This is a genomic window from Ferruginibacter yonginensis, from assembly GCF_042651465.1.
Taxonomy (GTDB): Bacteria; Bacteroidota; Bacteroidia; order Chitinophagales; family Chitinophagaceae; genus Ferruginibacter; species Ferruginibacter yonginensis.
In genome coordinates this window covers 1,045,301-1,062,148 of record NZ_JBHSCZ010000001.1, presented here as the reverse complement: position 1 = coordinate 1,062,148, position 16,848 = coordinate 1,045,301, and the positions used below count along the sequence as shown (strand labels likewise).

At 35.4% G+C, this 16,848-nt stretch carries 15 protein-coding genes; 10 read left to right on the top strand and 5 right to left on the bottom strand.

Going from position 1 to position 16,848, the window contains the following annotated elements:
- Positions 1 to 74: 74 nt before the first annotated feature.
- From ACFOWM_RS04615 to ACFOWM_RS04590, 6 genes are all read left to right on the top strand, one after another.
- On the top strand, positions 75 to 716 hold the full coding sequence (locus tag ACFOWM_RS04615) for a carboxypeptidase-like regulatory domain-containing protein (RefSeq protein WP_379707505.1): 642 nt from the start codon (positions 75 to 77) through the stop codon (positions 714 to 716).
- 187 nt (positions 717 to 903) lie between these two features.
- Positions 904 to 1,416, top strand: coding sequence for a shikimate kinase (locus tag ACFOWM_RS04610; RefSeq protein WP_379707504.1), 513 nt, complete (start codon positions 904 to 906; stop codon positions 1,414 to 1,416).
- Positions 1,409 to 1,798: a DUF423 domain-containing protein gene (locus tag ACFOWM_RS04605; protein WP_379707503.1), complete on the top strand. Its 390-nt coding sequence runs from the start codon at positions 1,409 to 1,411 to the stop codon at positions 1,796 to 1,798. Before ACFOWM_RS04610 ends, ACFOWM_RS04605 begins: the two co-directional genes overlap by 8 nt.
- Positions 1,799 to 1,893: 95 nt before the next feature.
- Positions 1,894 to 4,527: an FtsK/SpoIIIE family DNA translocase gene (locus ACFOWM_RS04600; RefSeq protein ID WP_379707502.1), complete on the top strand. Its 2,634-nt coding sequence runs from the start codon at positions 1,894 to 1,896 to the stop codon at positions 4,525 to 4,527.
- Between the two features lie 33 nt (positions 4,528 to 4,560).
- Entirely contained in the window at positions 4,561 to 5,133 is a 573-nt protein-coding gene (gene pth, locus ACFOWM_RS04595) for an aminoacyl-tRNA hydrolase (RefSeq protein WP_379707501.1), read from the top strand.
- A gap of 72 nt (positions 5,134 to 5,205) precedes the next feature.
- Positions 5,206 to 5,817 carry a fumarylacetoacetate hydrolase family protein gene (locus tag ACFOWM_RS04590; protein WP_379707500.1) on the top strand — a complete coding sequence of 204 codons (612 nt, stop codon included), beginning with the start codon at positions 5,206 to 5,208 and terminating at the stop codon, positions 5,815 to 5,817.
- Between the two features lie 52 nt (positions 5,818 to 5,869).
- Here the strand turns inward: ACFOWM_RS04590 and ACFOWM_RS04585 are convergent, their stop codons facing one another.
- On the bottom strand, positions 5,870 to 6,250 hold the full coding sequence (locus ACFOWM_RS04585; RefSeq protein ID WP_379707499.1) for an SRPBCC domain-containing protein: 381 nt from the start codon (positions 6,248 to 6,250) through the stop codon (positions 5,870 to 5,872).
- Positions 6,251 to 6,471: 221 nt separating this feature from the next.
- Here ACFOWM_RS04585 and ACFOWM_RS04580 point away from each other — a divergent pair, with 221 nt between their 5' ends.
- On the top strand, positions 6,472 to 7,149 hold the full coding sequence (locus tag ACFOWM_RS04580; RefSeq protein ID WP_379707498.1) for a hypothetical protein: 678 nt from the start codon (positions 6,472 to 6,474) through the stop codon (positions 7,147 to 7,149).
- A 60-nt stretch (positions 7,150 to 7,209) separates the two neighbouring features.
- Here the strand turns inward: ACFOWM_RS04580 and ACFOWM_RS04575 are convergent, their stop codons facing one another.
- Together ACFOWM_RS04575 and ACFOWM_RS04570 are read right to left on the bottom strand one after the other, a co-directional pair.
- Positions 7,210 to 9,588 (bottom strand): M1 family metallopeptidase, encoded by a 2,379-nt coding sequence (locus tag ACFOWM_RS04575; RefSeq protein WP_379708257.1) that lies wholly within the window; start codon positions 9,586 to 9,588, stop codon positions 7,210 to 7,212.
- A 54-nt stretch (positions 9,589 to 9,642) separates the two neighbouring features.
- The gene (locus ACFOWM_RS04570; RefSeq protein WP_379707497.1) at positions 9,643 to 10,218 is read right to left on the bottom strand and encodes a HupE/UreJ family protein; all 576 of its coding nucleotides are present in this window, start codon (positions 10,216 to 10,218) and stop codon (positions 9,643 to 9,645) included.
- Between the two features lie 123 nt (positions 10,219 to 10,341).
- Between ACFOWM_RS04570 and ACFOWM_RS04565 the strand changes: the two genes are divergently transcribed.
- On the top strand, positions 10,342 to 10,815 hold the full coding sequence (locus tag ACFOWM_RS04565) for a DUF6702 family protein (RefSeq protein WP_379707496.1): 474 nt from the start codon (positions 10,342 to 10,344) through the stop codon (positions 10,813 to 10,815).
- 9 nt (positions 10,816 to 10,824) lie between these two features.
- Here ACFOWM_RS04565 and ACFOWM_RS04560 read toward each other — a convergent pair whose 3' ends face one another.
- Both ACFOWM_RS04560 and ACFOWM_RS04555 read right to left on the bottom strand, forming a co-directional pair.
- Positions 10,825 to 12,144 (bottom strand): hemolysin family protein, encoded by a 1,320-nt coding sequence (locus ACFOWM_RS04560; RefSeq protein WP_379707495.1) that lies wholly within the window; start codon positions 12,142 to 12,144, stop codon positions 10,825 to 10,827.
- Between the two features lie 9 nt (positions 12,145 to 12,153).
- On the bottom strand, positions 12,154 to 12,717 hold the full coding sequence (locus tag ACFOWM_RS04555; protein ID WP_379707494.1) for a phosphatase PAP2 family protein: 564 nt from the start codon (positions 12,715 to 12,717) through the stop codon (positions 12,154 to 12,156).
- A gap of 92 nt (positions 12,718 to 12,809) precedes the next feature.
- Here ACFOWM_RS04555 and ACFOWM_RS04550 point away from each other — a divergent pair, with 92 nt between their 5' ends.
- Together ACFOWM_RS04550 and ACFOWM_RS04545 are read left to right on the top strand one after the other, a co-directional pair.
- The gene (locus tag ACFOWM_RS04550; RefSeq protein WP_379707493.1) at positions 12,810 to 14,798 is read left to right on the top strand and encodes an LTA synthase family protein; all 1,989 of its coding nucleotides are present in this window, start codon (positions 12,810 to 12,812) and stop codon (positions 14,796 to 14,798) included.
- A 96-nt stretch (positions 14,799 to 14,894) separates the two neighbouring features.
- Positions 14,895 to 16,847 carry an LTA synthase family protein gene (locus ACFOWM_RS04545; RefSeq protein WP_379707492.1) on the top strand — a complete coding sequence of 651 codons (1,953 nt, stop codon included), beginning with the start codon at positions 14,895 to 14,897 and terminating at the stop codon, positions 16,845 to 16,847.
- The last annotated feature ends 1 nt before the right edge of the window (position 16,848 follow it).

Here is a 16,848-nt window from a genome sequence, read left to right as displayed (position 1 = left end):
TGAACACCGTACTTTGTTTAAACTTTAGCACAAAGCACACAAAAAATGTTTTGTACCAACATCAATATAATTACATGAGCAAACTTTTACGATACTTTATCATTCTTTCAATACTGCTACCTATAACGGCCAAGGCACAATTTGAAACCTTTAAAGATTCTGTTGTACAGCTTTATGGTGTAGTAATGACGGCAGATAGCCTCAAAGGAGTACCAGCTGCAAGTATTGTTATAAAAGGGCAAAACAGAGGTACAATAAGCAATGCGGCAGGTGTATTTAGTATTGTAGTATTAAAAGGTGATCAGGTAGAGTTTTCAAGTGTGGGGTACAAGCCTATTACTGTAACCATACCTACTGATTTAAAAGGTAACCAACATAGTATTATACAATTAATGGTTACAGATACGGTGTATTTACCGGCAACCATTATTAAACCAAGGCCTACTCGGCAACAGTTTGAGAGGGATTTTGTGAACAACCCTGTACCCGATGATGATATTGCTATTGCACAAAAAAATAATAGTGTAGCCACTCGTAGGGCTTTAATGGCTACATTACCAAGCGATGGTAGAGAAGCTAGTAGCCAGTATTTGCGACAATATTCAAATAAATTATCATACGCAGGACAAATAGCACCTCAAAACATTTTCAACCCCTTTGCTTGGAACGAATTTATAAAAGCTTGGAAACGGGGTGATTATAAGAAGAAATCTTAATTTATTTGGTGGCTTTCCATTAAAATAATAAAGCAACGTTTGTATAGGCTATTAACAAAATGCTCCAATTTTGTACCTCAACAATTGGCTTCCGAAGCTATGCTTCAGCCCTTTATAAGCCTAACATTTTTCTAGTTTGTATACAATAAAATCTGTATAAGCATTTATAGCTTTATTACATTTGCATATGCTAATTTTTCTTGTTGGTTTTATGGGAGCAGGCAAAACATATTTGGGCAAGCAATGGTCAAAAAAATACCATTGGTCATTTTATGATGTTGATGCAGAAATTGAACAAACGGAGGGTACAAGCATAGCACAAATTTTTGAACAAAAAGGCGAAGCATACTTTAGAAATATTGAAGCTAAAACATTACGCAACATGCAGCATTATACCAAAGCAATTATTGCATGCGGTGGCGGTACGCCTTGTTATTTTGATAATATGCAATGGATGAATGAAGTGGGTATTACCGTATTTTTAAATGCAAGTTTACCAACAATACAGCATCATATAAAAGTTGATCAAGCAAAGCGACCATTAATTGCTGGTTTAAGTGAAGTAGCCTTATTTGATTTTATAAAAACGAAATGGGAACAACGTTTACCGTTTTACGAACAGAGCAGTATCACACTTTACCCGAACCAATTAAACGAACAAGGTTTTCAAACAATTTTAAACTATATACCACATGCATAAAGGATTTTTGAGTGCAGGCATTGTAAGTGCTGGCCTTTCAGTAATATTAGGTGCTTTTGCTGCACATGGCATAAAATCAAAAGTTACGGCTGATGTATTAGCCATTTTTGAAACTGGTGTACGTTACCAAATGTACCATGCATTTGCTTTATTATTTACGGCAATTATGTTTCAATATTTTGATAGCAAGCAAGTGCTATGGGCTGGTTATTTATTTATTATTGGTATTGTGTTATTTAGTGGTTCACTATATTTACTTACTTATTTTAAAGGTGTGGGCAACAATGCGTTTAATTGGTTGGGTGCCATAACACCATTTGGTGGTACTGCGTTTATTGCTGGTTGGGTATTGTTATTGGTAGCCGTTATTACCAAAAAATGAGCTTTCTTGTAAATGCTTTTTTAGCTTATTAATAATTGATTTTTTTACACCTATACATTGTTGATTAAAAGCAGCAATTTATTACCTTTAGCGCTATGGCAGTTAAAACAAAACCCGTAAATAAAAATACCAAACAAACTGGCGAATTAAAGCAAGAGAAAGAAGAGGCTGTAGAAGTGAAAGAGCTGCTGAAAGATGAACGCACCCATAAAATTGCTGGTAGCATTTGTTTACTGTTGGCAATATTATTTTTTATTGCATTTACATCTTATTTATTTACTTGGGATGAAGATCAGGACAAAGTATTTAAAGAAGGGTATAAATTATTACTTGGTACAGATACAAAAGTGGCCAATCTTATGGGCACTTTCGGTGCATTTATAGCACACCTGCTCATTTACAAAGGCTTTGGCGTTGCCTCTTATCTAATATGTACTTTTTTCTTCATTATCGGCATCAATTTATTTTTTGGGAAGAAAGTATTTTCTGTGCTAAGAAATATTAAATATTTAATAGTGGGTTTACCATTGTTAAGTATTACAGCATCGGTAATAATGCAAGGCAACGATTTTGCATGGGGCGGTGCCGTAGGTGATATGTGCAGAGATTATTTTTACAGCGCCATAGGTAAAATTGGTACCATTGGTTGTATTGCAGTGGCATTTTTTGCCTACGTAATTTGGCGGTTCAATCCTTCATTTTCATTGCCACAAAAATCAACATCACCCTTAGCTGAAAACGATTTGCCAGCAGCATCATTACATATTGATAATGCCTTGGAACCTGCGGAAACAAATGAAACACCATTAGTGAACAATGATGAAGAAAAAACAAGTACAGGTAATATTGTAACAGATAATGCTGGTATTTTAAATATTCAAAATTTGGCACCTGTTTTTGATGATGGTATTGAACTTACAGAAAGAGATGATGCAGCTGTTGCTGAAAAACGTGGTCCACGAATCGTGAATACGGTTATCATACCTCCTAAAAAAACGATCAATGAAGCAGCTGCTGATGATTTATTGAATGAAGGTATTGCTGAAAACTACGAGCAAGAAACACCTGCTTTTGATGATGCCCCTATTGAAATGGAAATCATACCGGTGCATAAAACGCCTACACCTACTTTTGATGATATACAATTAGAGGTAAAAACGGTGCCTGAAGAAGTGCCAACGCCGCAGCCAATAAGTGCGGCCGAGGTAAAAGCACTTACCCCTTACGACCCAATTTTAGATTTGAGAGATTACAAATACCCGGTAATTGATTTGTTAGAAAACCATGGTAGCGAAAAAATTGTACAAGATCCACAAGAGCTTGAAAACAATAAAAACCAAATTATTACCACTCTAAAAAATTATGATATTGATATTCAAAGAATATCAGCAACGGTAGGGCCAACAGTTACTTTGTATGAAATTATACCAGCTGCTGGTGTGCGTATTAGTCGTATCAAAAATTTAGAAGATGATATTGCCTTAAGTTTAGCAGCATTGGGTATTCGTATTATAGCCCCCATACCCGGTAAAGGTACCATTGGTATTGAAGTACCCAATACTAAAAAAACCATTGTAAGCATGCGTACCATGCTCGATGATGAAAAGTTTAAAAATAGTCCGTTTGCATTGCCCATTGCCATTGGTAAGCGAATAGATAACACCAATTTTATAGTTGATTTAGCTAGTATGCCGCATTTACTTATGGCAGGTGCTACTGGGCAAGGTAAATCAGTTGGGTTAAATGCAATATTGGTATCATTGTTATACAAAAAGCATCCATCACAATTAAAGTTTGTATTGGTTGATCCTAAAAAAGTAGAACTCAACATTTATAAAGCAATTGAAAAACACTTTTTAGCGAAATTACCAGGAGAAGAAGATTCTATTATTACAGACACTAAAAAAGTAGTACATACATTAAATGCTTTGTGTATTGAAATGGACAACCGTTACGACTTGCTTAAAGAAGCAGGTTGTAGAAACATACGTGAGTACAATGAAAAATTTGTAGCTCGTAAACTCAATCCAGAAAAAGGTCACCAATTTTTACCATTTATTGTATTGGTGGTGGATGAGTTTGCTGATTTAATTATGACAGCTGGTAAAGAAGTTGAAATGCCTATTGCAAGGTTGGCTCAGTTGGCAAGGGCCATAGGTATTCATTTAATAATCGCTACACAAAGGCCATCGGTAAATATTATTACGGGTACTATTAAAGCCAACTTTCCGGCACGTATAGCTTTTAAGGTAAGTAGTAAAATTGATAGTAGAACCATTTTAGATACTGGTGGCGCTGAGCAATTGATTGGTAAGGGCGACATGCTCATTAGTTACAATGGTGAGTTGGTGCGTTTGCAATGTGCGTTTGTAGATACACCCGAAGTTGATAAAATTGTTGATTTTATTGGCGACCAACGTGGTTATGCTGACGCATTTTTGTTGCCAGAATATGTTGATGAAAAAGAGATGGAAAGTAGGGGTGATTTTGATTTAAATAATAAAGATGCATTGTTTGAAGATGCTGCTAGGCTTATTGTAAGTAGCCAAAGTGGTAGCACTTCATTAATACAACGCAGGTTAAAGTTGGGTTATAATAGGGCTGGCCGTTTGATGGATCAATTAGAAGCGGCAGGTATTGTGGGGCCTAACCAAGGTAGTAAAGTGAGGGATGTATTGGTAAAAACCGATGCAGATTTACAAATGTTACTCAATGATATGGGCAATTAAACGAGCTACGTATTCATGATATAAAGAAAAAGCATGTCGAAGTTTTTAATAGTAGGTTTAGGAAATATAGGAAATGAATATGCCAATACCCGTCATAATATTGGTTTTGATGTGGTACATGCTTTTGCCATGAAGCATGGGGGTATTTTTAAGGAAAGTAGATTAGCCTACACCGCAGAAGTAAAATGGAAAGGTAAAATTTTTGTATGTGTTTGTCCTACAACGTACATGAATTTGAGCGGCAGGGCCTTTAAATACTGGCTTGATAAAGAAAAAGTACCGCTTGAAAATACACTCACCATTGTTGATGATTTAGCATTGCCTATTGAAAAATTACGTATTAGATCTGCCGGTACACATGCTGGTCATAATGGGTTAAGAGATATTCAGGCAATTTTGGGTACAGATGCTTATCCTAAATTGCGTTTTGGTATTGGTAACCAATTTCCCAAGGGTATGCAAGCTGATTTTGTGTTGAGTAAATGGAAACCAACCGAAATTGAAACCATTAAAGCCAAAATAAATGCCTGTGTTGACATTATTGAAAGTTTTGCTAGTATAGGTGTGGAGCGAACGATGAGTCAATACAATCAAATGAGTTTTTAAAGTTATAAAAAATCATATTGCACTTTTATTCAACGTTTTACACTATTTTCGTTAGCTATTAATGTTTCAACAATGAAGATTATTTGTATTGGCAGAAATTATGTGGAGCATGCAAAGGAATTGGGAAACGATGTTCCTGATGAGCCAGTAATATTCATGAAGCCAAAAAATGCCTTGTTGCAAGGACATACACCATTTTATTACCCTGAGTTTACCAATGAACTGCATTATGAATGCGAATTGGTACTTCGTGTTTGTAAAAATGGAAAGTTTATAGCTGAAAGACAAGCCAATGATTACTACAATGCTATAACATTGGGTATTGATTTTACCGCAAGAGACATTCAAGATGAGTTAAAGAAAAAAGGCTTGCCTTGGGAAAAAGCCAAAGCTTTTGATAACTCAGCTGTTGTAGGTAAAATGATTGATATTACACCAGGCTTCAATAAAAAAGGTATTAAATTTAGTTTTAAAAAAAATGGTGAAGTAGTTCAGAATGGTAATTCTGACGATATGATCTTTGGCTTTAACAGCATTATTGCTCATATTTCAAACTATTTTTCATTAAATATTGGTGATTTAATTTTTACAGGCACGCCAGCAGGAGTGGGAGAGTGTGTAGTGGGTGATGAATTAGAGGCTTTTTTAGGTACTGAAAAATTATTATCACTCACTGTAAAATAACTGTTTACCAAATAGTCATATAAAAAAAGAGCAACAATATTGTTGCTCTTTTTTAATCTTCATAAAACGCTATCAAACTACCAAAGTAAACATCGTTCCAGCCTTCTACAATATCATTATAAGCTTCATCAGGAATATTAATATGCCTTAGTTCAACAGAAGTACGGCCTTTATCATCATGCAATTTAATGGTTACAATTGAAGCTGGTTCTTCATCGCCAAAGTACCATTGTTGTTCAATTTTTTTGTTCTTTTCAAATGATAGGTTAAGCCCTTCAATACTATCATCAAATAAGGAAAACTCGGTTTGAGGTTCAGTACTCATAATAGCAGGTGCACCACTCCATAATTGTATTGTAGCAGGGTTGGTAAGGGCTGCATACACTGTTTCGCAATCGGCATTTAGGGTGTAATATTTTTTATAATCTTTCAAGTGCTGGTGTTTTTAAATATTTGATGTTGCAAAAATACTAACAATAATTGAGCTGCCCATGCGTAAGGGATTGTAGCAGCTGTACCCCACAAGCCACCGCAGGTGGCTGAGGCGTACAGGCGAAAAGCCCGGTGCCCCTCAACAGGGCATACGCCCCTACTTTTTATTAACAAATTTTAAAAAAGTATTATCGTTAAATTTGAATAAATAACGATTGATTCATGAAACTGAAATTTGTAAACATCATTGCTTTTTGTTTAATAGGCCTACAAAGTAATGCACAACTGAAAGCGTATAAGTTGAGTGAAACTGGCGATACGATTAATAAAGTTGATCAAAAAAATATGAAGCAAGGTAAATGGGTGTTGCGGACTGAGGAGTTGAGGGGAGAGCCTGGTTTTGAAGAAGAAGGTATTTTTAAAAACAACCAAAAAGAAGGTATTTGGCGCAGGTATAATTTACAGGGCGACCCTATTGGTTTTGAAACGTACTTAAGGGGTAGTAAAGATGGGTTGCAACAATACTACTCACCGTTGGGCGAATTAATTAGAGAAGAGAACTGGCGTGGGTTTAACCCCGATGCGCCTTATGATACCATTGCAGTATATGGCACGGGTAGTGGTGAAATTATTGACTATAAAATTGTAAAGGCAGAACCTTACAGTGTAAAGCATGGTATATGGCGTTATTACGAACCTGTAACTGGCCGTTTGTATAAAACCGAAGAGTGGGATAGAAACAACCTCGTATTGCCGAATACACCTAAAGCAGCACCCGTTGGTGGTAAAAGTTTGGGTGGTGTAAAAAAAGAAGTTGCAAAAACGCCTGAAATGTTAGAATGGGAAAAGAAAAACAAGGGTAAGAAAAATGTAATAAGGAACGGACAAACGGGATTATAAAACATTAAAAAAGGCTTGAAATATTTCAAGCCTTTTTTAATAGTATCAAACAAACATTTGTTATTTAATTTCTCTTTGCATTGGGTTTACTGCACCACTGCTAGCGCCTCTTGCATTGCCACCATTTCTTGCTTTAAATAATTGAAACTTTGAAGGTTCTGCGGCAATGTTCCAAACATTGTTTTTCTCGTTAATGTCTGCTGTTTCTCTCATTGGATCTAATTTAATTGACGCTACTTCTTTACTTTTTACAAAAGTTTTTACCACTTTGTTTTCGTTTTTACGCCATACTTGCGCTGCAATGCGGTCTATTTCTTTAGTACCATCTTTAAACGTCCACTCAATAATAATAGGCATTACTAAACCACCTTTATTGCTAAAAGTAAGTTCGTACATGTTTTTATTACCTGCAATTGCAATTTTTTGTTCAGTAGTTAAAGTATCGGTAGATGGTGGTGGTACTGTAATAGAAGCTGGCGTACTATCAACTTTTACCAAACCTCTATCGTATTTCCAATAAAAATCACGTAAGCTTTCATCAGCATCTGTTGCGAAAACAATTTTTTTGTCATCACGATTACGCTGTTTTGAAATATCATCAAACGCATTTAAAATTGGTTTTGAAATTGGCTGCGTTACTGTACTGCTTGTGGTTCTGTTAGGTGCTGTGGTTTCAACACTTAAGTTGGCCCAACGTACGGTATCTAATGAAATGTCGCATGGGTCAGTGTTGTAGAACCAACCTCTCCAAAACCAATCTAAATCTTCAGCACTTGCATCTTCCATTGTTCTGAAAAAATCAGCTGGGGTTGGGTGTTTAAAAGCCCAACGTTTTGCGTACTCTTTAAAAGCATAGTCAAAACTTTGGCGACCCATAATGGTTTCTCTCAAAATATTTAAACCAGTAGCTGGTTTGCTGTAGGCATTTGGTCCAAATTGTACAATGTTTTCACTGTTGGTCATAATGGGTTCCAATTGGTCTTTCGGAAGCTTCATGTAATCAACAATTTTGTATGCTGGGCCTTTGCTTACTGGGTATTTATTATCGTATAATTCTTCAGTTAAATACTCTACAAATGAATTTAATCCTTCATCCATCCAACTCCATTGGCGTTCATCGCTATTAATGATCATTGGGAAGAAGTTGTGGCCAACTTCATGTATTACTACACCAAGCATACCGTTTTTAGTGCCTTCGCTATAAGTGCCATCTTTTTCAGTACGGCCATAGTTAAAGCAAATCATTGGGTATTCCATACCATTAGCAGCTTCTAAACTTTGAGCTACTGGGTAAGGGTAAGGTATGGTGAATTTTGAATAGCTTTTAATGGTGTGTGCAACTGCTTTGGTACTAAACTTTCTGTACAAGCCATATGCTTCTTTACCATAGGCACTCATACACATTACTTTTTTACCATCAATGTAAGTTGGCATAGCATCCCACACAAATTTGCGGCTGCTGCCCCAAGCAAAATCACGAACCATATCAGCCTTAAATATCCAAGTTTTTTTGGCGGTTGATTTTTTGGTTTCTCTTTCTTTAGCTTCAGCAAGGGTAACAACTTCTACCACATCTTTAGCATTTTGGGCTGTTTGCCAACGAGCATATTGTGCAGGCGTTAATACTTGTTGGTAGTTTTGGCCTTGTCCGGTTGCCATTACCACATGGTCAGCAGGTACCGTCATAGCAACTTTAAAATTTCCAAAAGTAAGTGCAAACTCACCTGTACCTACAAATTGGTGGTTTTGCCAACCTTGGAAATCGCTGTATACACAAAGGCGTGGGTACCACTGTGTCATGGTATATAAGTCGTTACCATCTTCAGGGAAGTATTCGTAACCACCACGACCGCCATATTTGGTACGCTCAATGATGTTGTAATTCCATTCAATTTTGAAGATGAATTGTTGGCCTGGTTTTAAAGTTTGTGGCAACTCAATACGCATCATGGTTTTGTTGATGGTATACGCTAAAGGCACACCGGCTGCATTGGTTACTTTGGTGATATTATCGCCATACTCTTTATCAAGTTTACCTGTTTCAAGCCTTTTTAAATCAGCATCAGTTGTAGTACGTGGCATACCGTTGCTGCCTTCATAGCCTGAATTGTTGATAGAACTATGTTCGTTTTCATCAAGCTGAATCCATAGGTATGATAAATTATCAGGAGAGTTGTTGTAGTAGGTTACTGTTTCTTTACCTAATAATTTTCTGTTGGGTTCATCAAGTTCGCAAACGATATCATAGTCGCAACGTTGTTGCCAATATTTTGGCCCGGGTGCACCACTTGCCGTTCTGTACTCATTTGGCGTAGGTAAAATAGTACCTAGTTGTTCAAAACGATTGGCATGGTTGCTACCAGGATTATTTTTAATATCCTGTGCCAACAAACTACTGCCACTTGCCACTAAAAAAAGTGAGAAGATGATTTTTTTCATTGATGTTGTATTGAGTGAACTATTTATATTCATAAAAAAATAAAGTTAACTAATTTATGGTAGTCTTTGAAAAGCAAATATTGCAGCAGCAATTAAAGTTGCGCTGCTTAAAAAGTATACCCACCATTTTCTCTCAATTTTTAAAAGATTGATACATAAATAGCTTAATAAAAGTATTGTAAAAACAACTATAATTTGCCCTGCCTCTAAACCAACATTAAAACCAAACAAACTCCAACCAATGGTTTGGTTTTTTGCCAACATAAAACGAATGGTATTGGCAAAACCAAGCCCATGAATTAAGCCAAAGAATAAAGCGAAAAAATAATTTAATCGCCATTTTTTTTGGGTAAAATCTGTTTGAAAAAAATTAAAAATCGCTGTAATAACGATGGTACATGGTATTAAAAATTCCACCCATTTGTCATTAATTCTAACCACATCATACACACTTAAAGCCAAAGTAGCGGAGTGCCCAATGGTAAAGGCTGTAACCAAAACCAATACCTGTTTCCAATCTTTCACCACATAAATAGCCGCTAGTGCAATAATAAATAGTTGGTGGTCGAGTGCATCCCAACTAATAATGTGTTGCCACCCTTCTTTAAAATAAAATGCTAAATCGTTCATGTATGGTTGCTACTAAGTGCGTTTGCTGTAAGTTTGTTGTTTAAGGTTGTCAAATATAAAAGGAAACAATAATTTTTTTACATTATGCTCAGTTTTTTACATAAGTGGTTAACAATGGCTTTTATGGGTACATTATTTACAGTAAGTACGCCAAAACAACATCCCATATTTGTAAGTGTAACAGAAATTGAACACAACGCTAAAGAAAAAACGTTGGAAGTAAGTTGTAAAATATTTACTGATGATTTTGAAAAAACGCTCCGTACTGTTTATAAAACAAAAATTGATTTAGCTGATGCAAATTTAAAACCTGCAATGGATAAACTCATTAATGATTATGTGCAAAAGCATTTAAAAATAAATGTAGATGGCAAACAAGTGGCACTCAAATATTTAGGTTTTGAAAAAATAGATGAAGGTATTTATAGTTATTACCAAGCTGATAATGTTACATCGGTAAAAAACGCAGTGGTTACGGATGATATTTTGTATGAGTATAAAAGTGAACAAATTAGTTTGATACACTTTATAGTTAATGGTGATAGAAAGAGCACAAAACTAAACAACCCTGAAAACAGGGCTGTATTATCGTTTTAATGTTGTTTATTATAAGTCATCTTCATCTTCACTCATTTGATCTTTCAATTCGTCAGAAATGACTACTAAAATTTTATCAATGCGTTGACCATCCATATCTAAAATTTCGAAGCTAAAATCTCTCCATTCAAATTTTTCGCCAGTTGCAGGTATATGTTCTAACTCATGTAATACAAAACCTGCAAGGGTGTCAAATTCGTGTTCGCCTTCATTCATCCATTCAGCTTTTTGGTAGTAGCTTAAAAAGTCGTAAAAATGTATTTGGGCATCTACTAAATACGAACCATCATCTCTTTTAATAATACCATATTCCTCTTGCCCAATTTGTGGTACATCGCCAATAATGGCTTCTAAAATATCATTCAAGGTAATCATTCCTTCAAGTGTGCCATATTCATTTACAATAAATGCCGAATGTATTTTAGTGCCTTTAAATTTTTCTAAAACTTGGTAAGCAGAATTATTTTCGGGTACAAAAAGCGCAGGTTTAATAATATTAGCCAAAGGTGCATCAGGGTTAGCTTTCAGCAAATCTTTCACGTATACAATGCCTTTAATATTGTCAACAGTGCTTTCGCAAATAGGGAACGTACTATAAATAATTTCGGCCGATTTGTTTTTAACATCGTTTACCGTATCGTTCATATCGTACCATACAATATCGGTACGGTGTGTCATTAATGAGGTTATATTTCTATCACCTAAATGAAAAACTCGTTCTATAATATCTTTTTCATCTTCTTCAATAGAGCCATGTTCACTACCTTCAGTTATCATAGCTTTAATTTCTTCTTCTGTTACTGCACTATCAGTAGCTTTTTTAATATTGAAAATTTTGAAAATTAAATTAGTGATGCCTGATAATAACCATACGAAAGGGTGCATAATGAGCGACAAAAAGTTCATGGGTAATGCTACTGATCTTGCAATTTTTTCTGCACGTAACAAACCAAATTTTTTCGGTATTAACTCACCAAATATGATTGATAAAAAAGTAACTACAATCACCACAACTGTGGTAGCAATACCTGCAGCGTAGGTAGGTGAAAGGTTCGGAAATTGCGTTTGTACAATAGGTGCTAATAAGTGACTGAACTTATCTTCCGCATACACACCCGTTAAAATGGCAATTAAAGTAATACCGATTGTTGCGGTACTTAAAAATTTTTCGGGATTATTGGCAAGGTCCAATGCCGCTTTTGCTTTTTCATCGCCTTTGGCGGCCAAGCCCTCCAACCTACTTTTACGGGCACTAACCAAAGCAATTTCACTCATTACAAAGAGTGCGTTAAAAAGTATTAATAAAATTAATATAAAAACCTCTGTCATTTTGTTGAATTACATCAAAAAATAGCTTTTGTTAAAAGCCTTTGCACACAAATATCCGAAAACAAAGCCAATTAAACCACCTGCAATTACATCCAGCGGAAAATGTACACCCACATATACCTGTGCTATGCAAATAATGGCACCCCAAAAAAAGAAAAGCCAAGCTATATTGCCAATATGTTTTTTTAAGGTAAAATAGAAAAAAGCCGCCATAGCAAAGTGATTGGTGGCATGTGATGAAGTAAAACTAGAGCTTTGAGGACGGTATGCTAACAAAAAATTAATTTTTTCTTTAAAGTACGGGTCGTTGCAAGGTCTTAAGCGGTGAATGTTTTCTTTTATAATATCGCTGCTAATAAAATTTGATAAGATAACGGTACCTGCTGCAAATAAAATCCACCAAAAACTATTTTTTTTAAAGTTGACTACCACAAAGGCTAACAGAAATATATAAAAGGGTACCCAAGTAATTGAATTGCGTATATGGGGCATTAACCAATCAAAAAAACTGTTATGGCAATGGTCGTTTATCCATTCAAAAATGGCCCTATCTGCTTGTATAATTGCATTCATATTCACTCAAAAGTAAATAATACCTTTCAAAACAATCAATACTATATACATCGGTAAACAATTTAACTTAGCGCAAATTTTTAAATAGCTATATGAAGCGTTTCATACCATTCACCTCATCTATAAAATTCATTGTGCAAGTAATGTTTTTTTTATTGTTATTGATGATGGTGTACAGGCTCTTTTTCTTTTACCATTATAAACCTAGCAATAAACCATTTAGTGGTTCAATGATGTTGTTGGGGTTGCGGTACGATCTTAGAATTGTGGCGGCTTTGGGTATTGTAATGAATTTTTTAATGATGATACCAGCGTTTAATTTTTTTAAGCACAAGAAAAATAGTACGTTTTGGGTGGGTTTTTTAACATTGATTTTTTTCGTTTTTTTAATAGCTTATGGCAGCGATTTTTATTATTATGATTACCTAAAACAACGCTTAAGTGCCGCCATTGTTAGTTTTGCACAAGATGCTGGTATTTCCGCTACTATGATGTGGCAAACGTACCCTATTGTACGTATTTTACTTTTTTTATTACTCTGTATGTGGCTTTTTGTATGGTTTATAAAGAAGTTGTTACTAAAAGTGCAAGCACAACATGCAGACACTACTACCAAAAATAAAGTTGTAGCCACCATCGTATTTATGTTGCTGTTGGGGTTCGCGGTGTTCGGAAAAATAGGTCAATATCCTTTGCGGTGGAGCGATGCTTTTAATTTATCTGATGATTTTAAAGCAAACACATCACTCAATCCATTTCAAAGTTTTTTAAGTACGCTTAGTTTTAAAAAGTCGGGCTATGATGTTAAAAAAGTAAAAGAAGTTTACCCCACTATGGCAACGTATTTGGGTATACAACAACCCAATGCAGAGCAATTAATGTTCGATAGGGTACATCAAGCAAATGCAAACTTTACCAATAAGCCAAATATTGTAATTGTAATTTGTGAAAGTTTTAGTGCTTATAAAAGCTCAATGTTCGGCAATGCACTCAATGCCACACCCTACTTTAATAGCATGTGCCAACAAGGTATTTTTTTTGAACGTTGTTTTACCCCAGCTTTTGGTACAGCAAGAGGTGTTTGGGCCACCGTAACAGGCATACCAGATGTAGAAGATAATAAAACTGCAAGCCGAAACCCAGCAGCAGTAAATCAACATAGTATTATGAATGATTTTGAAGGCTATGAAAAAATGTATTTTTTAGGTGGCAGTACTACGTGGGCGAATATTAGAGGCGTATTAAAAAACAATATTATTGGTTTACAAATTTTTGAAGAAGATCATTTTAAAGCTAAAAAAGTGGATGTTTGGGGCATTAGTGATAAGAATTTATTTTTAGAAGCAAATAACATATTGGCACAACAAAACAAGCCTTTTATTTCAATTATTCAAACGGCAGATAATCATCGACCATATACCATACCTGCTGAAGATCAACAAGCTTTCAAAGTACTTAATTACCCTGCCGATACGCTAAAAAAATATGGTTTTGATGATAATGGGCAGTACAATGCATTTCGGTATGCTGATTTTTGTTTTCAACAATTTATAGAAGCGGCCAAAAAACAGCCTTATTTCAACAATACCATTTTTGTGTTTGTAGGCGACCACGGCCTAAGGGGCGATGCCGGTAATTTATTTCCACAAAGCTTTACCAAGCAAGGAATTTTGGCCGAACATGTACCACTATTATTTTATGCGCCAAAGTTTTTACAACCGCAACGTATTGCTGCACCTGCATCGCAACTTGATGTATTGCCAACCGTAGCCCACTTGGCTAATCAACAATATACCAATACCACCTTAGGCGTTAATTTATTTGATACAACAATACAAAAACATAGGGTTGCCTTTATTGCCGACCCTGATACTCGAACAATTGGTGTGGTGGGTAACGATTATTATTATGCAAAAAGTTTAAATACAGGCGCCATTGATTTTGTTTCAGTTAAAAATAACAATGCTATTGTGCCCAATAAAATAACAGATAGTATTAAAGCTAACATGGCCTCATTAACCGATGCTTTTTATTACAGTTCAAAATATTTGTTGCTCAATAATAAGAAGCGTTTGCAATAAAGTACTAACAAATGTAAGTTGCTGTTTTAATAAAAATGGTATCATTGCAATTGCTGAACAAAAAACCAATACACAACAATGCTTATAAAATGGCGAGTGCCTAAAACAATTCAATGGATTGTTAAGTTATTTTTAATTTACCTGTTTATTTTTACTGCTTTTAGGGTAGCTACTGTTGTATGTTTTAAGCCTGGTAATATTAGTATAAATGAACTTTGGCCATCGTTTTGGTTGGGTTTAAAATATGATTTACGTTGGATAGCTTTTATTTTAATGCCCATCGCCACCTTATCAGTAGTGTCTCGTTTTTCGCCTTTTTTTAATGAAACCTCACAAAAAATATGGACAGCTTATTTAGGCATCATTACCTTATTAGTATTGTTTTTTTATGGTGCTGATTTTGGTCAGTTTGCCTACATTAATGCTAGGCTCAATGCCGATGCACTTATTTTTGCTGAAGACCCTCGTGAAAGTATGCAAATGGTTTGGCAGAGCTATCCCATCGTTTGGATTTTGGTGGGCCTAATTGGTGCTGTGCTAATGATTATTTGGATGTTTAAAAAAACGCATGTGGTGGTAGAAGGTAAAAATGCCAACATACATAAGTTTGGTTACCGCAGGCGTTGGCATGCAGCAGCACTCATTATTTTGGGTTGGTTTATGTATGGTTTTTTTACGGCCAAACCGCTTAATTTTTTTAGGGCATTTAATTTGAATGATGAATTTAAAAGCAACTTGGCTTTAAATCCTTTGCAAAACTTTTTTACCACCTTACGTTTTAGAGACCCCGATTACAAAACCCATGCACAAGAACATCTTCCTCAAATGCGTTCTTTTTTGGGGCTTGATGCTGCATCCAATAGTTATAAAAGAGTAGTGCACCCGAGTAGTAAAGCTTTAGAAAGTACGCCCAATGTGGTACTCGTTATTTGTGAAAGTTTTAGTATGTATAAAAGTAGCATGAGTGGTAATGAATTAAACAGCACACCCTACTTTAATCAACTCACTAAAGAAGGTATTTTTTTTAACCGATGTTTTTCACCCACATTTGGTACAGCACGTGGTGTATTTGCTACTATTACGGGTATACCTGATGTACAGTTGTCGAAATTCTCCACCCGTAATGAAGCCGCAGTAAACCAGCGTACCATCATCAACGATTTTGATGGGTACGAAAAATTTTATTTTATAGGCGGTCGTAGCGAATTCAATAATTTCAAAGGGCTGGTAAAAAATATTGACGGCATTCGTATTTATGAAGAAGGTCAGTATAAAGCGGCAAAACTCAATGTTTGGGGTATTAGCGATAAAAATTTATTTTTAGAAGCTAACAAAGTAATGGCACAGCAAACCAAGCCTTTTTTTACCATTATTCAAACGGCCGATAATCATCGTCCATTTAATTTGCCTGAAGAAGATAAAGATTTTATTCCCAAAAATATACCTGAAGAAACGTTGCTTAAAAACGGTTTTGAATCGTTAAAAGAGTACAATGCTTTTGCCTACACAGATTATTGTTTTCAAAAGTTTATGGAAGCTGCAAAAAAAGAAAAATATTTCAACAATACCATTTTTGTATTTGTTGGTGACCATGGGGTAGAAGGTAATGCAGCAGCGGTATACCCTTCAGCTTGGAACGAACAACGTTTGGCAGATGAACATATTCCTTTACTATTTTATGCTCCAGCATTGTTAACGCCTCAACAACATAGCGAAGTAGTATCACAAATAGATGTATTGCCCACCATTGCAGGTATGGTACAACAAACGTATACCAATACTACATTGGGTAGAGATTTACTTGATGCTCATACCAAGCCCAATGCAGCTTTTATTATTTACCATGCACCCGGTTGGATTGGCGTTGTAACCAACGATTATTTTTACCGAAAAAACATACGCATACAAAAAGAAGAATTGGTATCCATCACCAATAAACCAATCATGTTATCGGCTGTTCAGCAAGATTCTGTGAAAAAACAATTATCACAATTAACATCAGCCTTGTATGAAACCTCTAAATGGATGTTGGTGAACAATAAAAAATAGT

Coding starts and splice junctions, on each gene's coding strand:
- ACFOWM_RS04555 (WP_379707494.1), bottom strand. CDS start 12,717: ATGAATGCAATTATACAAGCAGATAGGGCCATTTTTGAATGGATAAAC.
- ACFOWM_RS04610 (WP_379707504.1), top strand. CDS start 904: ATGCTAATTTTTCTTGTTGGTTTTATGGGAGCAGGCAAAACATATTTG.
- ACFOWM_RS04590 (WP_379707500.1), top strand. CDS start 5,206: ATGAAGATTATTTGTATTGGCAGAAATTATGTGGAGCATGCAAAGGAA.
- ACFOWM_RS04570 (WP_379707497.1), bottom strand. CDS start 10,218: ATGAACGATTTAGCATTTTATTTTAAAGAAGGGTGGCAACACATTATT.
- ACFOWM_RS04600 (WP_379707502.1), top strand. CDS start 1,894: ATGGCAGTTAAAACAAAACCCGTAAATAAAAATACCAAACAAACTGGC.
- ACFOWM_RS04580 (WP_379707498.1), top strand. CDS start 6,472: ATGAAACTGAAATTTGTAAACATCATTGCTTTTTGTTTAATAGGCCTA.
- ACFOWM_RS04575 (WP_379708257.1), bottom strand. CDS start 9,588: ATGAAAAAAATCATCTTCTCACTTTTTTTAGTGGCAAGTGGCAGTAGT.
- ACFOWM_RS04605 (WP_379707503.1), top strand. CDS start 1,409: ATGCATAAAGGATTTTTGAGTGCAGGCATTGTAAGTGCTGGCCTTTCA.
- ACFOWM_RS04615 (WP_379707505.1), top strand. CDS start 75: ATGAGCAAACTTTTACGATACTTTATCATTCTTTCAATACTGCTACCT.
- ACFOWM_RS04565 (WP_379707496.1), top strand. CDS start 10,342: ATGGGTACATTATTTACAGTAAGTACGCCAAAACAACATCCCATATTT.
- pth (WP_379707501.1), top strand. CDS start 4,561: ATGTCGAAGTTTTTAATAGTAGGTTTAGGAAATATAGGAAATGAATAT.
- ACFOWM_RS04560 (WP_379707495.1), bottom strand. CDS start 12,144: ATGACAGAGGTTTTTATATTAATTTTATTAATACTTTTTAACGCACTC.
- ACFOWM_RS04550 (WP_379707493.1), top strand. CDS start 12,810: ATGAAGCGTTTCATACCATTCACCTCATCTATAAAATTCATTGTGCAA.